Source organism: Cupriavidus laharis, from assembly GCF_914271435.1.
GTDB classification, from domain to species: domain Bacteria; phylum Pseudomonadota; class Gammaproteobacteria; order Burkholderiales; family Burkholderiaceae; genus Cupriavidus; species Cupriavidus laharis.
The window spans coordinates 200655-218918 of record NZ_CAJZAI010000006.1; the positions used below are offsets into that span (position 1 = coordinate 200655).

The 18264-nt window shown below is 65.5% G+C and carries 18 protein-coding genes and 1 riboswitch; of the genes, 11 read left to right on the forward strand and 7 right to left on the reverse strand.

Annotation, left to right across the window (positions count from 1 at the left end):
- Positions 1-139 precede the first annotated feature (139 nt).
- A riboswitch (ZMP/ZTP riboswitch) is annotated at positions 140-241 on the forward strand.
- 126 nt (positions 242-367) lie between these two features.
- Together glyA and nrdR are read left to right on the forward strand one after the other, a co-directional pair.
- Positions 368-1615: a serine hydroxymethyltransferase gene (gene glyA / locus LDO29_RS14665; RefSeq protein WP_224080515.1), complete on the forward strand. Its 1248-nt coding sequence runs from the start codon at positions 368-370 to the stop codon at positions 1613-1615.
- A 144-nt stretch (positions 1616-1759) separates the two neighbouring features.
- Positions 1760-2224, forward strand: coding sequence for a transcriptional regulator NrdR (gene nrdR / locus LDO29_RS14670; protein WP_224080516.1), 465 nt, complete (start codon positions 1760-1762; stop codon positions 2222-2224).
- Positions 2225-2234: 10 nt separating this feature from the next.
- Here nrdR and LDO29_RS28215 read toward each other — a convergent pair whose 3' ends face one another.
- From LDO29_RS28215 to LDO29_RS14705, 6 genes are read right to left on the reverse strand one after another with little or no spacing between them, the layout of a single operon-like run.
- Entirely contained in the window at positions 2235-2723 is a 489-nt protein-coding gene (locus LDO29_RS28215; RefSeq protein WP_290369576.1) for a type IV pilin protein, read from the reverse strand.
- A complete protein-coding gene (locus LDO29_RS14685) occupies positions 2720-6337 on the reverse strand; it encodes a pilus assembly protein (RefSeq protein ID WP_224080517.1) in 3618 nt (1205 codons plus the stop codon). The genes LDO29_RS28215 and LDO29_RS14685 overlap by 4 nt, the downstream gene beginning before the upstream one ends.
- A complete protein-coding gene (locus LDO29_RS14690; protein ID WP_224080518.1) occupies positions 6334-6960 on the reverse strand; it encodes a pilus assembly PilX family protein in 627 nt (208 codons plus the stop codon). The genes LDO29_RS14685 and LDO29_RS14690 overlap by 4 nt, the downstream gene beginning before the upstream one ends.
- Positions 6961-7713 (reverse strand): PilW family protein, encoded by a 753-nt coding sequence (locus LDO29_RS14695; protein ID WP_224080626.1) that lies wholly within the window; start codon positions 7711-7713, stop codon positions 6961-6963.
- 41 nt (positions 7714-7754) lie between these two features.
- A complete protein-coding gene (gene pilV / locus LDO29_RS14700) occupies positions 7755-8342 on the reverse strand; it encodes a type IV pilus modification protein PilV (RefSeq protein WP_224080519.1) in 588 nt (195 codons plus the stop codon).
- Positions 8333-8884, reverse strand: coding sequence for a GspH/FimT family pseudopilin (locus LDO29_RS14705; RefSeq protein WP_224080520.1), 552 nt, complete (start codon positions 8882-8884; stop codon positions 8333-8335). The genes pilV and LDO29_RS14705 overlap by 10 nt, the downstream gene beginning before the upstream one ends.
- Before the next feature lie 719 nt (positions 8885-9603).
- Between LDO29_RS14705 and LDO29_RS14710 the strand changes: the two genes are divergently transcribed.
- From LDO29_RS14710 to LDO29_RS14745, 8 genes are all read left to right on the forward strand, one after another.
- Complete coding sequence (locus LDO29_RS14710) at positions 9604-9768, forward strand: hypothetical protein (protein ID WP_224080521.1); 165 nt, start codon at positions 9604-9606, stop codon at positions 9766-9768.
- Complete coding sequence (locus LDO29_RS14715; protein WP_224080522.1) at positions 9765-10694, forward strand: PilW family protein; 930 nt, start codon at positions 9765-9767, stop codon at positions 10692-10694. The genes LDO29_RS14710 and LDO29_RS14715 overlap by 4 nt, the downstream gene beginning before the upstream one ends.
- On the forward strand, positions 10688-11284 hold the full coding sequence (locus LDO29_RS14720) for a pilus assembly PilX family protein (RefSeq protein ID WP_224080523.1): 597 nt from the start codon (positions 10688-10690) through the stop codon (positions 11282-11284). Before LDO29_RS14715 ends, LDO29_RS14720 begins: the two co-directional genes overlap by 7 nt.
- Before the next feature lie 254 nt (positions 11285-11538).
- Positions 11539-13152 (forward strand): pilus assembly protein, encoded by a 1614-nt coding sequence (locus LDO29_RS14725; protein WP_224080524.1) that lies wholly within the window; start codon positions 11539-11541, stop codon positions 13150-13152.
- On the forward strand, positions 13149-13616 hold the full coding sequence (locus LDO29_RS14730) for a type IV pilin protein (RefSeq protein WP_396022671.1): 468 nt from the start codon (positions 13149-13151) through the stop codon (positions 13614-13616). Before LDO29_RS14725 ends, LDO29_RS14730 begins: the two co-directional genes overlap by 4 nt.
- Position 13617: 1 nt before the next feature.
- Positions 13618-14175, forward strand: coding sequence for a GspH/FimT family pseudopilin (locus LDO29_RS14735; protein WP_224080525.1), 558 nt, complete (start codon positions 13618-13620; stop codon positions 14173-14175).
- A 47-nt stretch (positions 14176-14222) separates the two neighbouring features.
- Complete coding sequence (ribD, locus tag LDO29_RS14740; protein WP_224080526.1) at positions 14223-15338, forward strand: bifunctional diaminohydroxyphosphoribosylaminopyrimidine deaminase/5-amino-6-(5-phosphoribosylamino)uracil reductase RibD; 1116 nt, start codon at positions 14223-14225, stop codon at positions 15336-15338.
- A gap of 79 nt (positions 15339-15417) precedes the next feature.
- Positions 15418-16050: a riboflavin synthase gene (locus LDO29_RS14745; RefSeq protein ID WP_224080527.1), complete on the forward strand. Its 633-nt coding sequence runs from the start codon at positions 15418-15420 to the stop codon at positions 16048-16050.
- A 37-nt stretch (positions 16051-16087) separates the two neighbouring features.
- Here the strand turns inward: LDO29_RS14745 and LDO29_RS14750 are convergent, their stop codons facing one another.
- The gene (locus LDO29_RS14750; RefSeq protein ID WP_224080528.1) at positions 16088-16924 is read right to left on the reverse strand and encodes an alpha/beta hydrolase family protein; all 837 of its coding nucleotides are present in this window, start codon (positions 16922-16924) and stop codon (positions 16088-16090) included.
- 244 nt (positions 16925-17168) lie between these two features.
- On the opposite strand from LDO29_RS14750, the gene LDO29_RS14755 reads away from it, so the two are divergent.
- Positions 17169-18221, forward strand: a complete 1053-nt coding sequence (locus LDO29_RS14755) for a methyl-accepting chemotaxis protein (RefSeq protein ID WP_224080529.1) — start codon at positions 17169-17171, stop codon at positions 18219-18221.
- The last annotated feature ends 43 nt before the right edge of the window (positions 18222-18264 follow it).

Sequence of the window (18264 nt, forward strand, 5' to 3'; positions counted from 1 at the left end):
GGAGAGCAAGACGGCTTTCGTGTAAACCCGCAGGACGAGTTTGCAACAGCAAGTTGCGGGCCGCGCCGGGCATGGCGTTGCGGGGATCTGCCGCGGCTTGCGGCAAATCCCCGCCTCACGCTAAACTGCACCCAACCATTCCACCTTGCGCGACTGGCGATGTCAGTGGGTACTACCACGAGGAAGCGCAAGTTCTCTGGCGTGAAGTTTCAAGCGCCTGCCGCTCGCCTGGGCAGCGAATGGGAAGCAGGGTGCGCCCTGCGCCGACGGTTCACGCAGTCCCGCCGGTGCCGGTCGCCAATCGCTTTCCCCGCGCGCCCTACCCCGATGCAGTAATCGGATTCCCTTTTTTCAGACGAGTTTCGCCATGTTCGAACGCAGCCGCTATACGATCGACCAGATCGACCCCGAGGTCTTTGCCGCCATCCAGAAGGAAAACCAGCGCCAGGAAGACCACATCGAGCTGATCGCCTCCGAAAACTACACCTCGCCGGCCGTGATGGCCGCACAGGGTTCGCAACTGACCAACAAGTACGCCGAAGGCTATCCCGGCAAGCGCTACTACGGCGGCTGCGAATACGTTGACATCGTCGAGCAGCTGGCCATCGACCGCGTCAAGCAGCTGTTCGGCGCCGAAGCCGCCAACGTGCAGCCGAACTCGGGCTCGCAGGCCAACCAGGGCGTGTACTTCGCCGTGCTGAAGCCGGGCGACACCATCATGGGCATGAGCCTGGCCGAAGGCGGCCACCTGACCCACGGCATGGCGCTGAACATGAGCGGCAAGTGGTTCAACGTGGTCAGCTACGGCCTGAACGCGCAGGAAGACATCGACTACGACGCGCTGGAAAAGCTCGCCCTGGAAAAGAAGCCGAAGCTGATCATCGCCGGCGCCTCGGCCTTCGCGCTGCGCATCGACTTCGAGCGCATCAGCAAGGTCGCCAAGTCGATCGGCGCCTATTTCATGGTCGACATGGCCCACTATGCCGGCCTGATCGCCGCGGGCGTCTACCCGAACCCGGTGCCGCACGCCGACTTCGTCACCACGACCACGCACAAGAGCCTGCGCGGCCCGCGCGGCGGCGTGATCCTGATGAAGGCCGAGCATGAAAAGGCCATCAACTCGTCGATCTTCCCTGGCATCCAGGGCGGTCCGCTGATGCACGTCATCGCCGGCAAGGCTGTGGCCTTCAAGGAAGCGCTGACGCCGGAATTCAAGGCCTACCAGGAACAGGTGGTCAAGAACGCCGCCGTGCTGGCCGAAACGCTGATCGCGCGCGGCCTGCGCATCGTCTCGGGCCGCACCGAGAGCCACGTGATGCTGGTCGACCTGCGCGCCAAGAACATCACCGGCAAGGAAGCCGAGCGCATCCTGGGCGAAGCGCACCTGACGGTGAACAAGAACGCCATCCCGAACGACCCGGAAAAGCCGTTCGTGACCTCGGGCATCCGCGTCGGCTCGCCGGCCATGACCACGCGTGGCTTCAAGGAAGAAGAAGCGCGCATCGTCGGCAACCTGATCGCCGACGTGCTGGACAACCCGCACGACGCCGGCAACATCGCCAGCGTGCGCGAGCAGGTGTCGGCACTGACCAAGCGTTTCCCGGTCTACGGCTGATGCCGCGCAAGGCCGCCCGCGAGGGCGGCCGGCAGCCCCGCAGGCGCGCCGCCGTGCCGCTTGCGGGCCTCGCCAACCCACCCTGCTGCCACAGAAGGACAAGATACCAAGGCGGGCGGGGCTCAAATCTGAAGGTGGTCAGGCATGAAATGCCCCTTTTGCGGACATTCCAATACCCAGGTGCTCGACACGCGCATGTCGGAAGACGGCGATGCCGTACGCCGGCGCCGGCGCTGCGAAGCCTGCGACCGCCGCTTCACCACCTACGAGCGGATCGAACTGTTCTTCCCGGCCATCGTGAAGAAGAACGGCTCGCGCGTGGATTACAGCCGCGCCAAGCTGAAGGATTCGATGCGCCTGGCGCTGCGCAAGCGGCCTGTTTCGGCCGAAGCCATCGACGAGGCCATCACCCGCATCGAAGAAAAACTGCTGGCGCTTGGCGAGAAGGAAATTCCCAGCAGCCAGATCGGTGAGTTGGTCATGCGCGAACTGCGCAAGCTCGACAAGATCGCCTATATCCGCTTTGCCTCGGTGTACCGCAGCTTTGAGGATGTGGCCGAGTTTTCGGATGTGCTTGCCGAGGTAACGTCCGGGAACAGCAAGCGCTAGCGTCCTGCGCTCAGCGCTCCCAGCAATTCTGCAGGTACGCCGCGGGGTTGGCGCCGACGGCATTCAATCGTGTGCCGGTCTGGTCCAGCGTGTAGGTTCCGCAGGCATCGGCGGCATCCACGGGAACGGCCTGCAATACATAGCCATTGGCGGTGAGCGAATTCGCGACGATCGAGATGTTGTAGCGAACGCTGGCACTGTCGCGCGGCGACGTCCGCAGGGCCGCCGGCAATGCAAAGGCAGTACCGCCGGCGTCCTGGTTGTAGCGGCCATTGACCGAACGGAACCGCTCCAGCAGTTGCGCTGCTTCGGTCATCATGCCACGCGCGTCGGCCCGGTAGCCACGGCGCACGTACTCCGTATAGTTGGGAATGGCAATTGCGGCAAGGATGCCGAGGATGGCCACCACGGCCATCAGCTCCATCAGCGTCATGCCGCGCGCCCGTCCGGCCCGGCTGAAGCCGGCATGACGACGGCGCGGCGGGATTCGTGCGTTCATTGCGAGATCTGCCTCCAGGAAAGCCGGTTGCGTGCGATGTTGCCCTGCTCGACCACGCTGATGACCTCGCCGGTCGTCGCGCTGGCAACTTTCAGGTGTTTGTTGCCCTCGCCTCCGCCCAGGAAGATGGTCGAGCCGAAATTGCCTTGCTGGGACACGCCCGATACGACGAGAACCTTGTTGTTGGCGCCCGTCACCTTGTCCGAGGCATCGATCTTGCCGTCGCTGTTGACGTCGAGCACCGAATAGCTCAATGCGGATCCATGCAGCGCGGAGAAGTCCAGCAGGGTGGAGCTGATCCCGCCTACGCACTCGTCGGTGGACGGCGTCAGCGTCGTGATCACCAGGCGCTCCGCATCCACCTTCGGCTTCACGACCACGCGCTCGCCCTGGGTCAGCAGATCGATGCGCCAGCCTTTCTGCCTGGTGTAGTCAACGGTATTGCCGCTGAGCGTGTACAGCGTGCGCGGCGTGTCGCCCACGGTAATGGTGGCCAAGGCCAGCGTCTGAGACTGCAGCATCGAGCGGGTGACCGACGTCGCCTGATCATCCCATACCCCGTACACCGAGTTGTAGCCGGTGGCTCCCGAATCCGCCGTATCGTAAAAGCGGCCGGTGCCAAACGTCAGCAGGAACCCCTTGTTCGGATCCTTCGGATTGATCAGCGCGGTAGGCGCGGCTGTGATCGGTTGCGCCTGCGGTGTGGTATTCACGCCGTCGACGGCCGTGAACAGCGGGACGCCCGGCGTGGTCCCCATGCGCGCCGCCCACGCAGTGGGATTGGTATCGGAAAGGTCGAATTTCCACATCCGGCCTTTCAGGTCGCCGGCATAGGCAGCCTGGATGGTGAGGTTGTTGTCATACACGACTTCCGGACTGCCAAGGCCGTTGCCGTTGCCCGTTGCAGCGGTCTCCTTCGGGTCCGCGTAGATCTTGCGGATACCGCCGGTACCGGACGGATTGGCCAGGTCAACGACGTAGAGGACTGCCTTGCCCGACGCGCTCTCGTACCCGTTGCCGAAGATCGCCACCCACTTCCCGCTGTTCAGGCGCCCGATGACGGGCGTGCCGATGGTATAGCCGAGATCGGTTTCGGTATCGGCCGAAATCTCCCACATGACCTTGCTGGCATCGAAGTTCGCCGGATCGGTGACGTCGAGCGCAAACATGGCCTTGCCGCCCGCACCCATGCCGCCGATTAGCACCGTCCTCCAGCTCGCCGCGGTTTCGCCCGTACGCTGGAAATAGGCATCCCCGGCAGCAGGCGTCGCATCGACAAAGAAGCGATGGATGTAGTCCGGCGAAGCCAGCGCCTTCACCGCGTTGCTGCCGACGATCGCCTGGTTCGGCATGTAGGCGAATGTCTCGACGCCGGTCAGCGCATCGAACCCGTGCAGCATGCCGTCGTTCGCGCCCACGTAGATCATGGCGCGGCGATTGACGCGATTGTTGGCCAGGAAAGAAAAGTAGCTGCGCCCTTCCGTCGCCTTCAGGAAGTCGTAGCCCGAATCGGAAGCCTTCACATAGATCGGCGAGGAATTGACGATATCGCCAAGGACATTCGACACCAGCACGCCGCGGCCGTTGTCGGTCACGCGGTCGCGGTACTTGCCGCCGTTGCGCTTCTCCAGCGTGGTGTCGCCGCGCAGGTAGGCCACGATGGCCTTGTCACCGCCCAGCGCGGTCTTTTGCGTCGAGGACAAGGAAGTGTCAGTGTCGCTGCTCCACGTCAATGGCTTGCCGACCGGTGTGGTGCCGCCCGGCGACCACGTGTAGATCTTGCGGCTGGCAGCGGCGGGGACATTCTGGTATGCGTTCCAGTTCAGCGTGGTGAAGGCCTGGTCACCGGGATTGTAGCTCTGCGACAGCAGCTCGCCGGTCCAGGCGCCGGAACGGAAACGCGTCAGGAACAGGGCTGTGTCGGTGTTCAGCGTGGTCGAATTGGTGGCTGCCGAAGACGACGAGCCGCTGCGCGAGGCAATCTGCGAGAGTGCGTTGGTCAGCGCTGCCGTCAGCCCCGATGCATCGCCCGCACTGTAGTTGTCGCCACGGGAGTTCACGGCGGCGTGCCACAGGTCGTCGATCTTGGTCTGGTCGCTGGTAGACGCCTTGGGCCAGGACAAGGTGCCGGCCTTCAGCTTGTCGAGAATCGACGAAAGCACGTCGGCCCGCGGTGTGTCGGGATTGGCTGGCTGGTTGGCAGGGGCGGACTCCAGCGTGCCTTTCACGCCCACCCCCAGCGTAAAGGTGACGAGGTGCTGCCAGAAGGCCTCATCGCGCGCGTTGGTCGGCACGCGGTTCTCGGTGTTGCGCAGGTCGTTGACCCAGTACTTCATGGCCACGTCCGCGAGCGTATTGCTGTAGCCGTCCTTGTAAGGGTTCTTCGGCGAGTATTGGTACGCGGTGCCGGAGACGGGCGCAATGCTGGAGCCCTTGGTGCTGTCCACGTCGCCAACGTCCGTATTGTCGGTGTAGTACCCGTCAGTGGAAAGAATATGGTAGCTGGCACGGCACGCGCTTTCAGGCCTGCCCGCTGATTCCATCCATGGTTGTGCATTGCTCTTGAAGTACTTGCCCACGGTATCCATCGCGCCCAGCAGCGGCGTGCCGTTCGCGGTGATGTCCAGGCTGTAGAAGTCCTGGTAGAAGGCGGACTTGCTGGACGTGTCAAACGCCGCTACCGGCCGCTTGATGCCCGCATACGAGCCGGTGCCCGACCGCGTACCGTCATTGATGGTGGTGTAGCCGACCCGGATCGACTCGTTCTGCGACGAGAAGGCCTGCCCCACCGCGGCCCGCATGGCCAGGATTCGCGAACGGTAGTACTGGAACCAGTTGGCGAAGTTCTGAATTTCTTCGCTGTACGTACAGTAGCCGGCCGCCGCGCAATCGGTACGCTTGCCACTCTGCGGATACGTGGCGTTCGTGCGGATTTCCACACGCCTGAAACACTTCAGGCTTGATGTGCTGTTGTTGCAGCCCGACAGCGACGTGTCATAGCGATAGTAGAGGGCCGGGTAGAAGGTAACGCTCTTGTAGGAATAGCCCTTGCCATCGTCGTCCAGCCAGTAGGTCTTGACGGTCTTGTCCTGAGTCAGGTCAAGATAGCCGTTGCCGGTCATGAGCGGGTTGTAGTAGGCCTTTGCCGGATCGGCGTTCTTCAGGTTGCCGGACGGGTCGTACCATGGGCGGTAGGTGACATCCGGGTTGTAATAGGACACATTGAGCGCAGCCGTCCGGTACCGGGCGGCTGCAAGCGATCCGCTGCTGAAATTGACAACCGACGCGTTGTCATCCTGGTAGTACGACCCGTTGCTCGAATAGACGCGTCCGCCGGACGGCAGCGGAAACGTGTAGATCAGCCAGCTGCCGCGGGTTGGCGTCAGGTCCCAGCTCGTCTCCGTTCCGTTCGGCGACAGGCTCTCGGGCGTGATCTCGAACATCATCGAGCCCGAGTCATCCAGCGTGAACATGACGTTGGGCGCGATCGAAGTGGCGAAGATCAGCGGCTGCTGCGACACCGCAGCAAGGCTGGTCGAGACGGGCGACAGGGCCATCAGCCCCGCCAGGGCTGCCGCCACAGCCTTGCGAAACGCTTTGGTATAGCCTGTCATTGCCGTACCTCCGACTGGAGCGTGACGTGGGTCTGGGCATTGATGCCGGTGCCCATCGCGGTGATCCGATAGTGGATATTGATCGGCATGCCGGTCTGCGGATTGCGCACGCGCGACGGCGTGCGGATTTCCTCGATGAAGCATCTGGGCGTGGCGGCGGCTTCGCTCAGCGTTACGCCGTCCGTCGCGGGAACCACGATGACATTGGTGTTCGGCTCGCTGTTCACGCTGGTGTCCCAGTTGGACGGCACTTCCCAGAACTGCCTGCCATTGGCATCCAGATAACCAAGCTTGAGATTGCCCGCGCTGTCGACCGGAGGCGCACCGGCGTTCACCGTGCTGCTCATGTCCTTGCGGTACATCCGGTTGAACAGGGCTGCAGGCTGCCCGGTGACGACGATCCCCTCGCAGAAGCGCAGGCCCAGTTCGGCCGCCTGGAATGCCACCTGGTGGTCGCGGTTGTTGCCGGCCAGGCGCTCGTCGAACAGGCTGCCCCGCATGCTCCACGCGGCCAGCAGCGAAATGACGACGATCAGGACCAGCGCTACCACCAGCACCACGCCCTTCGCATTGCGCCTGCCGCCCGGCCTCGGAAGCCGGAGGTTTCCCGCACGCTTGCTCATCTATCCCACCCGGTTGCGCAGCGCGAAGCTGCTATAGAAACGGCGGCGCATCCTGCCGTCGGCGATGTTCTGGACCGCGTCGTTGCAATCGCGGTACGTCGTGGCGACATCGGCGTTCCCCGGCGCGGCATCGAACACCAGCAGGCATACGCGCACGCTGACCACGCGGTTCCAGTCCGCCGCGACCATGCCGCTTGCCGGCATGTATTGCGTCACGTTTGCCGAGTCCGCGTCCTGCGCCAGCCCATAGGTCAGCTGCAGGTCCTGCACGTTCTCGAGAATGGGCTCCGGCGTCGACAGTGCGTTGGTGTTCTGGTCCGACCCGCGGCACATCAGGGTATTGCCGGCGAGGTAGAAGGCGTTCTCCGCCATGGCTCGTGCCGCCGGGATGGTGCGGCCGTTGCAGTCCGTCGTGCTGGACAGGGACCCGTCGATACGCAGGTAGCGAACGGCAATGGCGTCCGGGTTGCTGTTGGGCGCCGCGATGCATGCACCCGTCGAAACATTGGAGAATCCGCCGTCGCATCCCTGCACCGGCGCCCCATCGAACGTCACGGGGCGGGCCCCCAGCAATGACAGGTCCACCCGGCCCAGGCCGGCAAGGCGCAACTGCTCGCCCATGACGGACAAGGCCCAGCGTGCGCCGTCATCGGCGCTGCGCAAGCCTTCCTGCGTGCGGCTGCCACGCTGGGCGGTCAGGTAGAAGGCGGTAATCGAGATCAGCAGCAACAAGCCGATCACGATCGCGATCATGATTTCCACGAGCGAGCGCCCATGGCTGGAACGACGCCGTCTCAGGGCCGCAGGGTAATGGTGGCGCATGTGACCCCCCTGGCGTCGAATCCAGGCAGCGTGATGAAATAGTCCGTCGCTACTTTCGAACAGCCAACCGACACATCGGATGTCGACGGATCCTTCCAGTACAGCTCCAGGCGATAGCTGACGAAACCGGCCGGAATGGTCCCGGCAGCCGCGCTGACGTCCGGCGATGTCCAGGACGCCACGCCAGCACCCGGCAATTGCGTCGTCAACAATGTCCACCATTGCGCGACGTCCCAGGCTGCATACTCGTTGCCGTCGCACACGACCTTGCTGCAATCTTTTGCGGGCGCCGCGGGCGGCTGCACACTCAACGCGGCCAGGTACGCGTTGAAATCGCTCCCCTCGCCAAGCCCCGACGCATTGGCGCGAATGCGTTCGGAAAGGTCCGTGGCGGCGTCGACGATGCTGTAGCGGACGCTGGCGCCCGCGCGGTATCGCAACGATGCGGACTGCAACGACAGCATGCCGAGCAAGGCAATGGCGATTAGCACCAGCGTGATCAGCACTTCGATCAGGCTGGCACCGGACTGGCGCCGGGTGGGACGCATGTTCAGCCGCATGCTGCCGTCCTCTGGTCGACACGGCCCGCGCGGGACACGCAGACATTCAGGTTGCGGCGATCCGAGCTGGAAGCGGCGACCTGGAAAGCCAGCGCACTGTCCGCGAACAGGTAGCCGCGAGAAGTGATCTGAATCGACCGCACGGGCGCGGCGAGCGACACGGCCAGGCCGGCATTGACCGCTTCGTGAACGCGGATGATCTCCTCGGCGGGCGCGCGCACCTGGTCATTGTCCGTATCCTGGAAAAGAATCCAGCGGCCCGACCAGTCCGCCAGCGCGTCCTGCGCGCAGGTCGTGGAATTCGCAGCCGTGGCGCGGCAAATCGTCACCGGCGCATTGCGCCGGATGGCTTCGCTGCGCGCGAGCGACAGCAGCCCCGCAAGCTCGGCTGCCGCGGCATCGGTGCGGGCGCGGTCGAGGAATCCCTGGAACGAGGGAACGGCGAACGACATCGTGATGGCGACCAGCGTCACCACTACCATCAGTTCGATCAGCGTAAAGCCGCGAAGCAGCCGGATTGTCCGTGGGCGCAAGGCGCGCATGCCGCCAACGCCGGCCCCGTACGCGCGGCCCGCAAGCGGCAAACGCCCTCCGCCCCCGGCCAACCGGGTACGCGAAAGGCAGTCCATGTCAGCGCAACCGGACGCCGACCGGCAATGCCCTCAAGTAATGCCTGAAGATGACCCCGCTCATATGACCCCCGGTAAAAACCGTTGCGGTGGCAGGCCCTCTCTGCGGAGCAGCACTGCAACCCACCCGAATATGTTCTTTTGATTTCTGTGTGATTCTGTGGGCTGGTCAAAGCTGGCAGACGCATGTTGCAAAAATGTCTACCAGAATGCGGCCCTGACGATACCCCGCCATGGTGGGGGAATTCGCCATGAGATGTCAATAGCACTTGGCAAGAGGACATTTCCCAAATGTCGGAGCCTCGCAACAGCGACGTCGTGCAACCAAATTTGCCAGTCTCGCTACGTTTGCCCACGAATCGGGAGCGCGACCGACGATACGTTGACGGCCTCACTGTCACCCCCGCGGACACGCCATGCTGCCTTGCACTCCATCGCCCTGTTGCCGTGCCGCCCGCGGCCATGCCCTGGCCGAATCGCTCTGTGCCCTGCTGGTTGTCAGCATTGGCTTGATTCCGCTGGCCAGCCTCGCGGCCACTGGACTGGGGTGGCTGCGTGGCCATGAACAACTCGCCCTGGCAATGCGAACCGCCGGGGAATTCGTGGAGACCTCAGGGCTGGAGGTGGCACCCATGAACCGATCCATTCCGGTCTCGGCCGAAGGCTGTCCCGCGTTGCCGGATATGGGGCAGTCCATCTGCCCGCGCGCCGGCAAGCTGGCCATTGCCAGACTGGCGATCGGAGAGCCAGGGTCATCGGCTACGTTGCTCGGCATCGCGCTGTGGTTGCAGCCATGAGATCGCGCCTTGCAAATGGCCATCGCCGCCATCCACGAGCGAACGGCTTCACCCTGACGGAGATGATGGTCGGCCTCGCACTGGGGCTTGTGGTCACAGCCGTCGCCGGCACGGCGTTCCTGTTATGCCGCGCAGCCTATCTCGCCACCGCGGAGCGGGCCCTGCTGGAGGAGCGCGGACAGCGTGCGCTGAACGTACTCTCCATCCTGATCCGGCAAAGCGGCTGGCTTCCCGATCCGGCCGGCAAGGCAGCCCCGCCCGCGATAAGCGGTGCGGACGATTGTGGCCAGCCGTCCATGGCAGCCGTACCAGGCTGCGGCAAACCTGGTATCGCGGGCAGCGACGCGCTGCTGGTCCGCTTCAACGGCAGCGGCCAGCCGCGCGACGCCAGCATGCCCGACCAGACGATGATCGACTGCAGCGGCTATGCCGTTGCCGCGCAAGGCGCCGAGGCATCCGCCAACGCGGGCTACGTTGCGGCAAATCTCGTCTACGTGGCCACCGCAAGCGATGGCGAACCTCAGTTGCTATGCCGCTACCCGGCACGACGCAACGGGCGCATCGACGACAGTGGCTGGACATCCGGCGCAATGGTGCGCGGCGTGGAGTCGATGCAGGTTCGCTACGGCATCAATCGACGCGGCGGCAGGCAACCCGACATCTTCCTGCGCGCGGATCAGGTCACCGCCATGGGTGACGACGCATGGAGCCGCGTAGTGGCGGTGCAGGTAGCACTGGCACTCAGGCTGGAGCGGAGCGGCGCCACCCCGGCGGGCATGCCGGCAACCACCGCCAATGCGCATGTCGACAATGCCATGGCCGACGTCATCGACAGGCTGCCGGGCCATAGCCGGAACACCTGGCGGATCTTCGCCACGACCATCCGCCTGCGAAACGCTCCACACTGTCAGGAAACACTATGCTAGCCCCGCCCATGGCCCGCATCCGCCGGATGCATGGAGGCGCGACGCTGCTGTTCGCTGCGACGCTGTTGCTGCTCGCGGCTTTCACTGCTGCCGCCACGCTGCAGTTCCTGCTTTCCACCCGTCAGCTCGCCACCTTGCAACTCGACCGGGAAATCGCCTTCCGGGCTGCCGAAGTGGCGCTGCTGGACGGCGAAGCCGATCTGATGGCTGCGGCGTCGGGCAGCGGCCCGCCAGACCGTCTCGATCCATTTCCGGCAAGCGGGACTTGCGGCAAAGGCATGCAGGCCGGAATCTGCGTTCCGGCTCCTGATGGCATGCCCATATGGCAGGCGTGGCTGTCAGGCACGGGGCACGCCGATGACGTCGGCGTGCCGTTCGGCACGTTCACCGGCAATGCGCTGCCGATGCTGCAGCAAGGCATCGCCGGCACGCCCATCCCGCCACGCTATGTTGCCGAGTGGATCGGCGACGCCGCGGTCACAGGCGGATACGGTGTGCGGCCAGCCATGCCGCGCTTCCGCATCACGGCAATCGGCTTCGGCCGGAGCCGGGATACGACGGCCGTGGTCCAGAGCGTGATCCAGCCATGAGACCGCAGGGCGCAATCGTGTGGGTCCTGGCCTGCGCCCTCGCCTGGCTTCTGCCGCTGCCCTGGCCGGCGTTGGCCGCCACGGTTGCGGAGGTTCCCGCCGGCAATCTTCCACTGGCGTACCTGCCCCGGAATGGCACTTACCCCTGGACCGGACGCCTGTATGCGCTCGGATGGAGTCTGCAACCGCAAACCCCGGGGGCGGTACCTCACGCGGCGATCTGGGAAGCCGGCGCATCGCTTGATGCGAGTTCGATGGCTTCCCGGCGCCTTTACACATCCATCGCACCCGCAGGCACGGATTCGGAGCGCCTGGTCCCGCTACAGTGGTCCGCACTGGATGCGGCAAGTCAGCACGCGGTGGCACAGAGCACGAGCGACGGCGTATCCGGTCAGGACAAGCTGGCGTGGCTGCACGGTGATCGCAGCAACACCGCCTTGCGCCCGCGCGAGACCCGCATGGCCAATGCCCGTGGCACGCGCGTGCTTGTGGTTCCCCCGCCGGCCTGGCAACCAGGCAAAGCCGGCCACGCCGCCTTCCGGGAGCGCCATCGCACGCGGCCGCATATGGTCTGGCTTGGCACCACGGATGCGTTGCTGCACGGGTTTAACGCGGTCAGCGGCAATGAGCTTGTCGGCTACCTGCCGCGGGCCTTGCTGCCGCAGGCAGCCGCCATGTCCGACCCGAAGGGCGCACTCGCGCCCGTACCATGCCCACGCCCGGAGGCCGCGGATGTCGTCATCCATCGGGAATGGCGCACTGTGCTGCTGTGTGGCATCCCCGCCATGGACAAGGGCAACAGCGCGCCCGGCGTATTCGCGCTGGATATCACCAACCCGACGGATCCCGCGCCAATCCGCCTCCTGTGGGAATTGGCCGCAACGGCTACCCTGCCGCTTTCCGCCCGTGGCCCGGTTCGCGCCGCAGCCTTTGCCAGCGATGAAGGGCTTCAGTGGTTCGCCGTCACGACGCAGGAAGGACGTGCTGATGGCGCAGTGTCCCGCCCGGGACTGGCACTGATACCGCTGGAAAAGTCCACGGGCAGTTCGGTGCTGACGTGGCCGCTGCCCGAGCGCGACTGCACCGGCGCGCCCGTGACATCGGAGCTCACCGGCGTCAGCATCCTGAGCGACATGACAGGCAGGACGCTGGCCATCTATGCCACCGACGATAGCGGCCAACTCTGGCACTTTCCGCTGGCCGATGCCACGCGACTTCCCACTTCGGGAACCCCGACGTGCCGGCACAGGCTGCCGGTAGCCGCCAGGCCGGATCACGCAGAGCCGCCGTTGCCGCTGGGCGCTTCCGCTTCACCGCTCATCGTGTACGGTCAGGGCGGCGAAATCGCGGCCATTCCCTCCCGGCCGGGCGGAGCCCTGACCCGCATCGTGGCCGAGCCTGCCGACGGAGGATTCCTGCTGCGCGCCATGCCAGGACAAGGCAGCGCAGCTTCCCAGGCCGGCTGGCGCCTGACGCTGCCAAATGCCGGGGAACAGCTTGACGCGCTGAGCGAAGTGTTTCCCGGGTACCTCCACTTCACGACCCACGCTGCCGACGGCTCTCAGCGCGCCTACCTTGTGCTGGCGGCGACCGGCGAATCCGCTGGTCGTGCCCATGAAGGCGCACCGCTGCAGGCTTTCGTGACCGGACAGGCCGCAGCGCCAGAAGGTAGCTTCGTCCTGACCAGTGCCCCAAGACCGGCCCCGCACCAGCCCGCGGGCGCCAGTGGCGCACAAGCTCACACGGTCACGCTGTGGTCCGTGGACCGGACGTCCGCCCGGCCGCTGTCGACAACCGTCGCGACACGCCGCACCGGCCGCATCAGCTGGCGCGAGATCATGGCACCCATTCAGCAGGACAGTCCGTGAAGCCCCGACATCCCGCAGAGCGCATTGCCTCGACGCAACGGGCGTTCAGCCTTGTCGAGCTGTTGATCACGATTGCCATGCTGGCGATCCTCGCCGCATTCGCCGTACCGGCATGGGATCAGTACCTTGCACGCGGCTGGCGCACGCAGGCACGGGCGGAATTGGTCGCGGCGATGCTGGAACTTGAGCAGCATGCCATGGCGGCCACGACGTTCGCGCTGCAGCCGGGCAGCGACATCGCCGCAGGGAACTGGCCCCGGCCAGTGCCGCCCGGGGCCGATCCCCGCCACCTCATCACGGCCGCCGCATGCCCGCAGGCCGGCCTGGATGCCTGTGTCGAAGTCCGGGCGACGCCAGTCGTGCCGGACCACCGCTGCGGCGTACTCATCCTGCGCAGCACAGGCCAACGGCTGAATCTCCCGGCGGGCACAACGCAGGCAGCGCAATCGAAACCCGACTGTTGATATGCCTCTATCGGCACTTTATCGGCGACATGGCTTCACGCTGGCAGAACTGCTGGTTTGCCTGTCGATCATCGCGGTACTTGGGGCGGTTACCTATCACGCTGCCGATGTGCTGATGGCTCGGCAGCAGGTGACGATTGCCGCGGACCGGCTGGCTGCCTCGCTGGCGCTGGCACGCAGCACAGCCATGGCGCGGCGGGTCGAAGTCGCCTTGCAGCCGCTCGACGGCAACGTCACGCTGGATCAGGGCTGGCAGCTGGCGGCCACGAACGGGCTCCGGCGATCAGGACAGGAAGCCATCGTCCTGTCGGTGGTCCAGCTCGATGCGCCATGCCTGTCCGTCGCCCTGCGCCAGACCACGCGTGCCAGCAACATCCTGCGTTTCGCAGCTGTGGGATACTCTCGGTCTGAGCAAGGCGGATTTCAGGCCGCCACTTTCACGCTCAGCTGCCGCGGCGAGCAGCGCCAGGTTCGCATGGGAGCGCAAGGACGCATCCGTCTTTGCACGCCCGGGCATGACAAGGACTGCGAGGCATCGGGCGAACCCGCCCCGCCCTGACAGCGGCACGCACACCAAACGCCCAGCGGGCAAGAGTCACCGGCAAAATGTTTTCCGATTCCGACCACGCCGCCATGCAGCAAGCGCTCGCGCTTGCCGCGCGAGGCATGTTCACCACCACCCCCAACCCACGCGTCGGCTGCGTGCTGAGCAAGCATGGAGAGATCATCGGCCAGGGCTTCACCCAGCCGGCCGGCCAGGACCACGCCGAGATCCAGGCACTGAAGGATGCGCAGTCGCGTGGCATCGACCCGGCCGGCGCTACGGCCTATGTCACGCTGGAGCCATGCAGCCACTTCGGCCGCACACCCCCTTGCGCCGAGGCGCTGGTGCGGGCCGGTATCGCCTGCGTGGTGGCGGCAATGGAAGACCCCAATCCCTCCGTATCGGGCCGGGGCCTGCAGCGGCTGCGCGACGCCGGCATCGACGTGCGCTGCGGCCTGCTGGAAAAGGAAGCCCGCGACCTGAACATCGGCTTCGTGTCGCGCATGACGCGCGGGTTGCCGTGGGTGCGGGTCAAGGTGGCGGCATCGATGGACGGCGGCACGGCCCTGCACGACGGCACCAGCCAGTGGATCACGGGGCAGGCCGCGCGGGACGATGGCCATGCCTGGCGCGCGCGCGCCTGCGCCATCCTGACCGGCATCGGCACGGTACGCGACGACAATCCGCAGATGACCGTGCGCGCCATCCCGACGCCACGCCAGCCGCAGCGCGTGCTGGTGGACTCTCGCCTGGAAGTGTCGCTGGATGCACGCATCCTGACGCCTGACAGTGGCGATTTTGCCAAGCCGGTGCTGGTGTTCTGCGCGGTGGACGACCGTGAACGACGCCACGCGCTCGAGGCCCGCGGCGCCGAGGTAGTGGTGTTGCCGAACCCGCACGGCAAGGTCGAATTGCGCCAGATGCTGGAAGAACTGGGCCGGCGCGGCATCAACGAACTGCATGTCGAGGCCGGCTTCAAGCTCAATGGCTCGCTGATCCGCGAGCATTGCGCCGACGAACTGCTGATCTACCTGGCCCCCAGGCTGCTCGGCGACGCGCAGGGCATGTTCAACCTGCCGCCGCTGTCCCGGCTGCAGGATGCGGCGACATTCCGCTGGCACGATGTGCGCCAGATCGGCGAGGACCTGCGCCTGATCGCGCGCCGCAACGACGCCTGACCCCGATCTGACATCTGACATTTACCGACGGCGCGGCTGCCGCGCCGGTTACCAGACTCCGAACTTTCGAGAACGCATCATGTTTACTGGCATTGTGGCGGCCGTGGGCCGCATCGAGACCGTCACCCCGCTCGGCGCCGCCGATAACGCCGATAACGCCGGCGTGCGCCTGCACGTCGCAGCCGGCGGGCTGGATCTCACGGACGTGGCCATCGGCGACAGCATCGCCATCCAGGGCGCGTGCATGACGGTGATCGCCATGACTGCCGACAGCTTCGACGTCGAAGTCTCCCGCGAATCGCTGGACAAGACCGTCGGGCTGGAACGCGCCGGCCGCGTCAACCTGGAAAAGGCACTGCGGCTGGCAGACCGGCTCGGCGGGCACCTGGTCTCGGGCCACGTCGACGGACTGGGCGAAGTCGTGCACTTTGCGCCGGTGGGCGAATCGCACGAACTGCGTGTGCGTGCCCCGCGCGAACTGGGCCGATATCTGGCATACAAGGGTTCAGTCGTGGTCAACGGCGTGTCGCTGACCGTCAACCGTGTCAGCGACGAGGCCGATGGCTGCGTGTTCTCGATCAACCTGATTCCGCACACGGTGGAAGTCACCACGCTGCAGGAACTCAAGCCCGGCAGCCGCGTGAACCTTGAGATCGACCTGATTGCGCGGTATGTGGAGCGGATGCTGTCGGCGTCTGCGTCGGAACGGTAAGGTTGCACGCGGGGGCGCTCAGCGCCCCTTTCTGCGTCTAGTCTTCACTGTTATCCGCCCCGACGGTCTCCTGCACCTTGCGCGACAGGATCCAGTCGGAAATCGCCAGCATCACCGGCCGCTCGCGCCCGACAAAGCCATGCGCCGAGAACGCGTCGCATGGCTCGCCGCGCGCGCCCTTGCTGCCCTGTACGGTAACGAGCGGCGCGTTGCCTTTGCGGGCAACGATGCTGCGGTACTGGGTCAGCGGACAGGGGTCGTCCTTGTGGTGGACGAAAAGCTGGTCCACCGTCACCGCGCCCCAGTTGAAATCGCGCATCGGCGTGCCATGGGCCTGACGGCCCGTCCGCGGGTCGGTGAACGTGGCCGTATGCACGGCGCCATCGATGCGGCCGCCGAGCTTCAGCGCCAGGAACGCGCTGGACACGGTGCCGTAGCTGGTGCCGACCACGTACACCTTGCTCACGCCATAGTCCGCCTTGACCTTGTCGATGACCGCGCCGATGTCCTGCGCGTACTGGTCTGAGGTCCGGTAGGCATCGTCACAGCTTTCCCAGCGCGCCCTGGGGCAGTCGACCATGACCGTCAGCATCTTGTCGCTGACCAGGTGCCGGCGCGCACGCACCAGGAAATTGCCGCGCAACTGGAAGGACGGCTTGCCGGCATCGTTCTGCACGCGCAGCACGCCCGGGTATCCCGGGAACAGCAGCGCGGCCACCGCCGGCTTGCTGGCGGGCTGCTTGCTCACCACCACGCTCAGGTCCGAGCCGCCGGGCAAGGCCACGGTCGTGACGGATTCCTCCAGCCCGCCGCCCTCCTGTGCGCCGGCCGGCATGCTCATGCCAAGGATCAATGCTGCCGCGAGTGCTTTCATTGTCGTTCTCCGCCTTCTTCTTGCTTGTTCGACTGGCGTCGGCACGCGTGGCTCATGCAGCAAATGGCGCGGCCGGCAAAACAGACTATAGCCCGCCACGCTCCCTATAGCGCACAGCAACGTCAACCTGCACCAGAAAGTGCACAATTATTGGCACAAGTCTTGCTCAGATCGCAACAAGCCTGGACGTCACACCCACCACCACAGGCGTCCGCAAGAACAATGAGCAAGGGAGGAAAGAGAATTGGCAAGCGCGGATCGCATCGTTGAACTGTCCCATCATGTCGGCCGCGTCGCAGACCGGAAGATCTCGGGCATTGCGGAAATCAACCGCGAGACAAAATTCCTGGCGCTGAACGCGCTGATCGAAGCCGCGCGCGCTGGCGATGCCGGACGCGGCTTCAGCGTAGTGGCCAGCCAGGTCAAGCAGGTATCGGAGCGCATCTCGGCCATCACCGGGGAACTCACCAGCGAACTTGCGGGCTCCATCGCCGAACTCACACAACTCGGCGACGCCATGATCCGGCAGATGCGCGACCACCAGGGCCAGCGCTTCGCCGACATGGCGCTGAACATGATCGAACTGATCGACCGCAACCTGTACGAGCGTTCCTGCGATGTGCGCTGGTGGGCCACCGATGCGGCCATCGTCGCCGCCGCGGCGCAGGCTGATACCGCCGCCTCCGCCTGGGCCAGCAAGCGGCTCGGCGTCATCCTGGACAGCTATACGGTCTACCTGGACCTGTGGGTCATTGATGCGCACGGCCGCGTGCTGGCCAATGGCCGCCCGGGCACCTACGGCAGCCTGGCCGGGCGCATGGTTTCCGGCGTCGACTGGTTCCGCCGCGCCATGGGCACGGCGTCGGGCCAGGACTACATCGCGCACGACGTTGCCGTGTCGCGCTTCCTGAACCAGTCCGAAGTGGCAACCTATGCCACCGCCATCCGCGCCGACGGCAAGGCCGATGGCGAGCCGGTCGGCGTGCTGGCCATTTTCTTTGACTGGGCGCCGCAGGCGGCCGCGGTGGTGAAGAACGTGCGGCTGTCCCAGGAAGAATGGCGCGGTACCCGTTGCCTGCTGCTTGATTCCGGGCGCCGCGTGATCGCCGCCTCGGACGGTGCCGGCGTACTGGATGAAGTGTTCCCGCTGCAGGACGGCAATGCCCCGTCAGGCTTCTACACGGACAATGCCGGCCGGCTGGTCGCCTTCGCCCGCACGCCGGGCTACGAAACCTACCCTGGCATGGGATGGTGTGGCGTAATCGTCCACGATCCGCGGCAAGCCGCCCGCCACTGAAGCGGAACCGTTGGTTTTCCCGCGCGGTGCCTCTAGCGCCGCG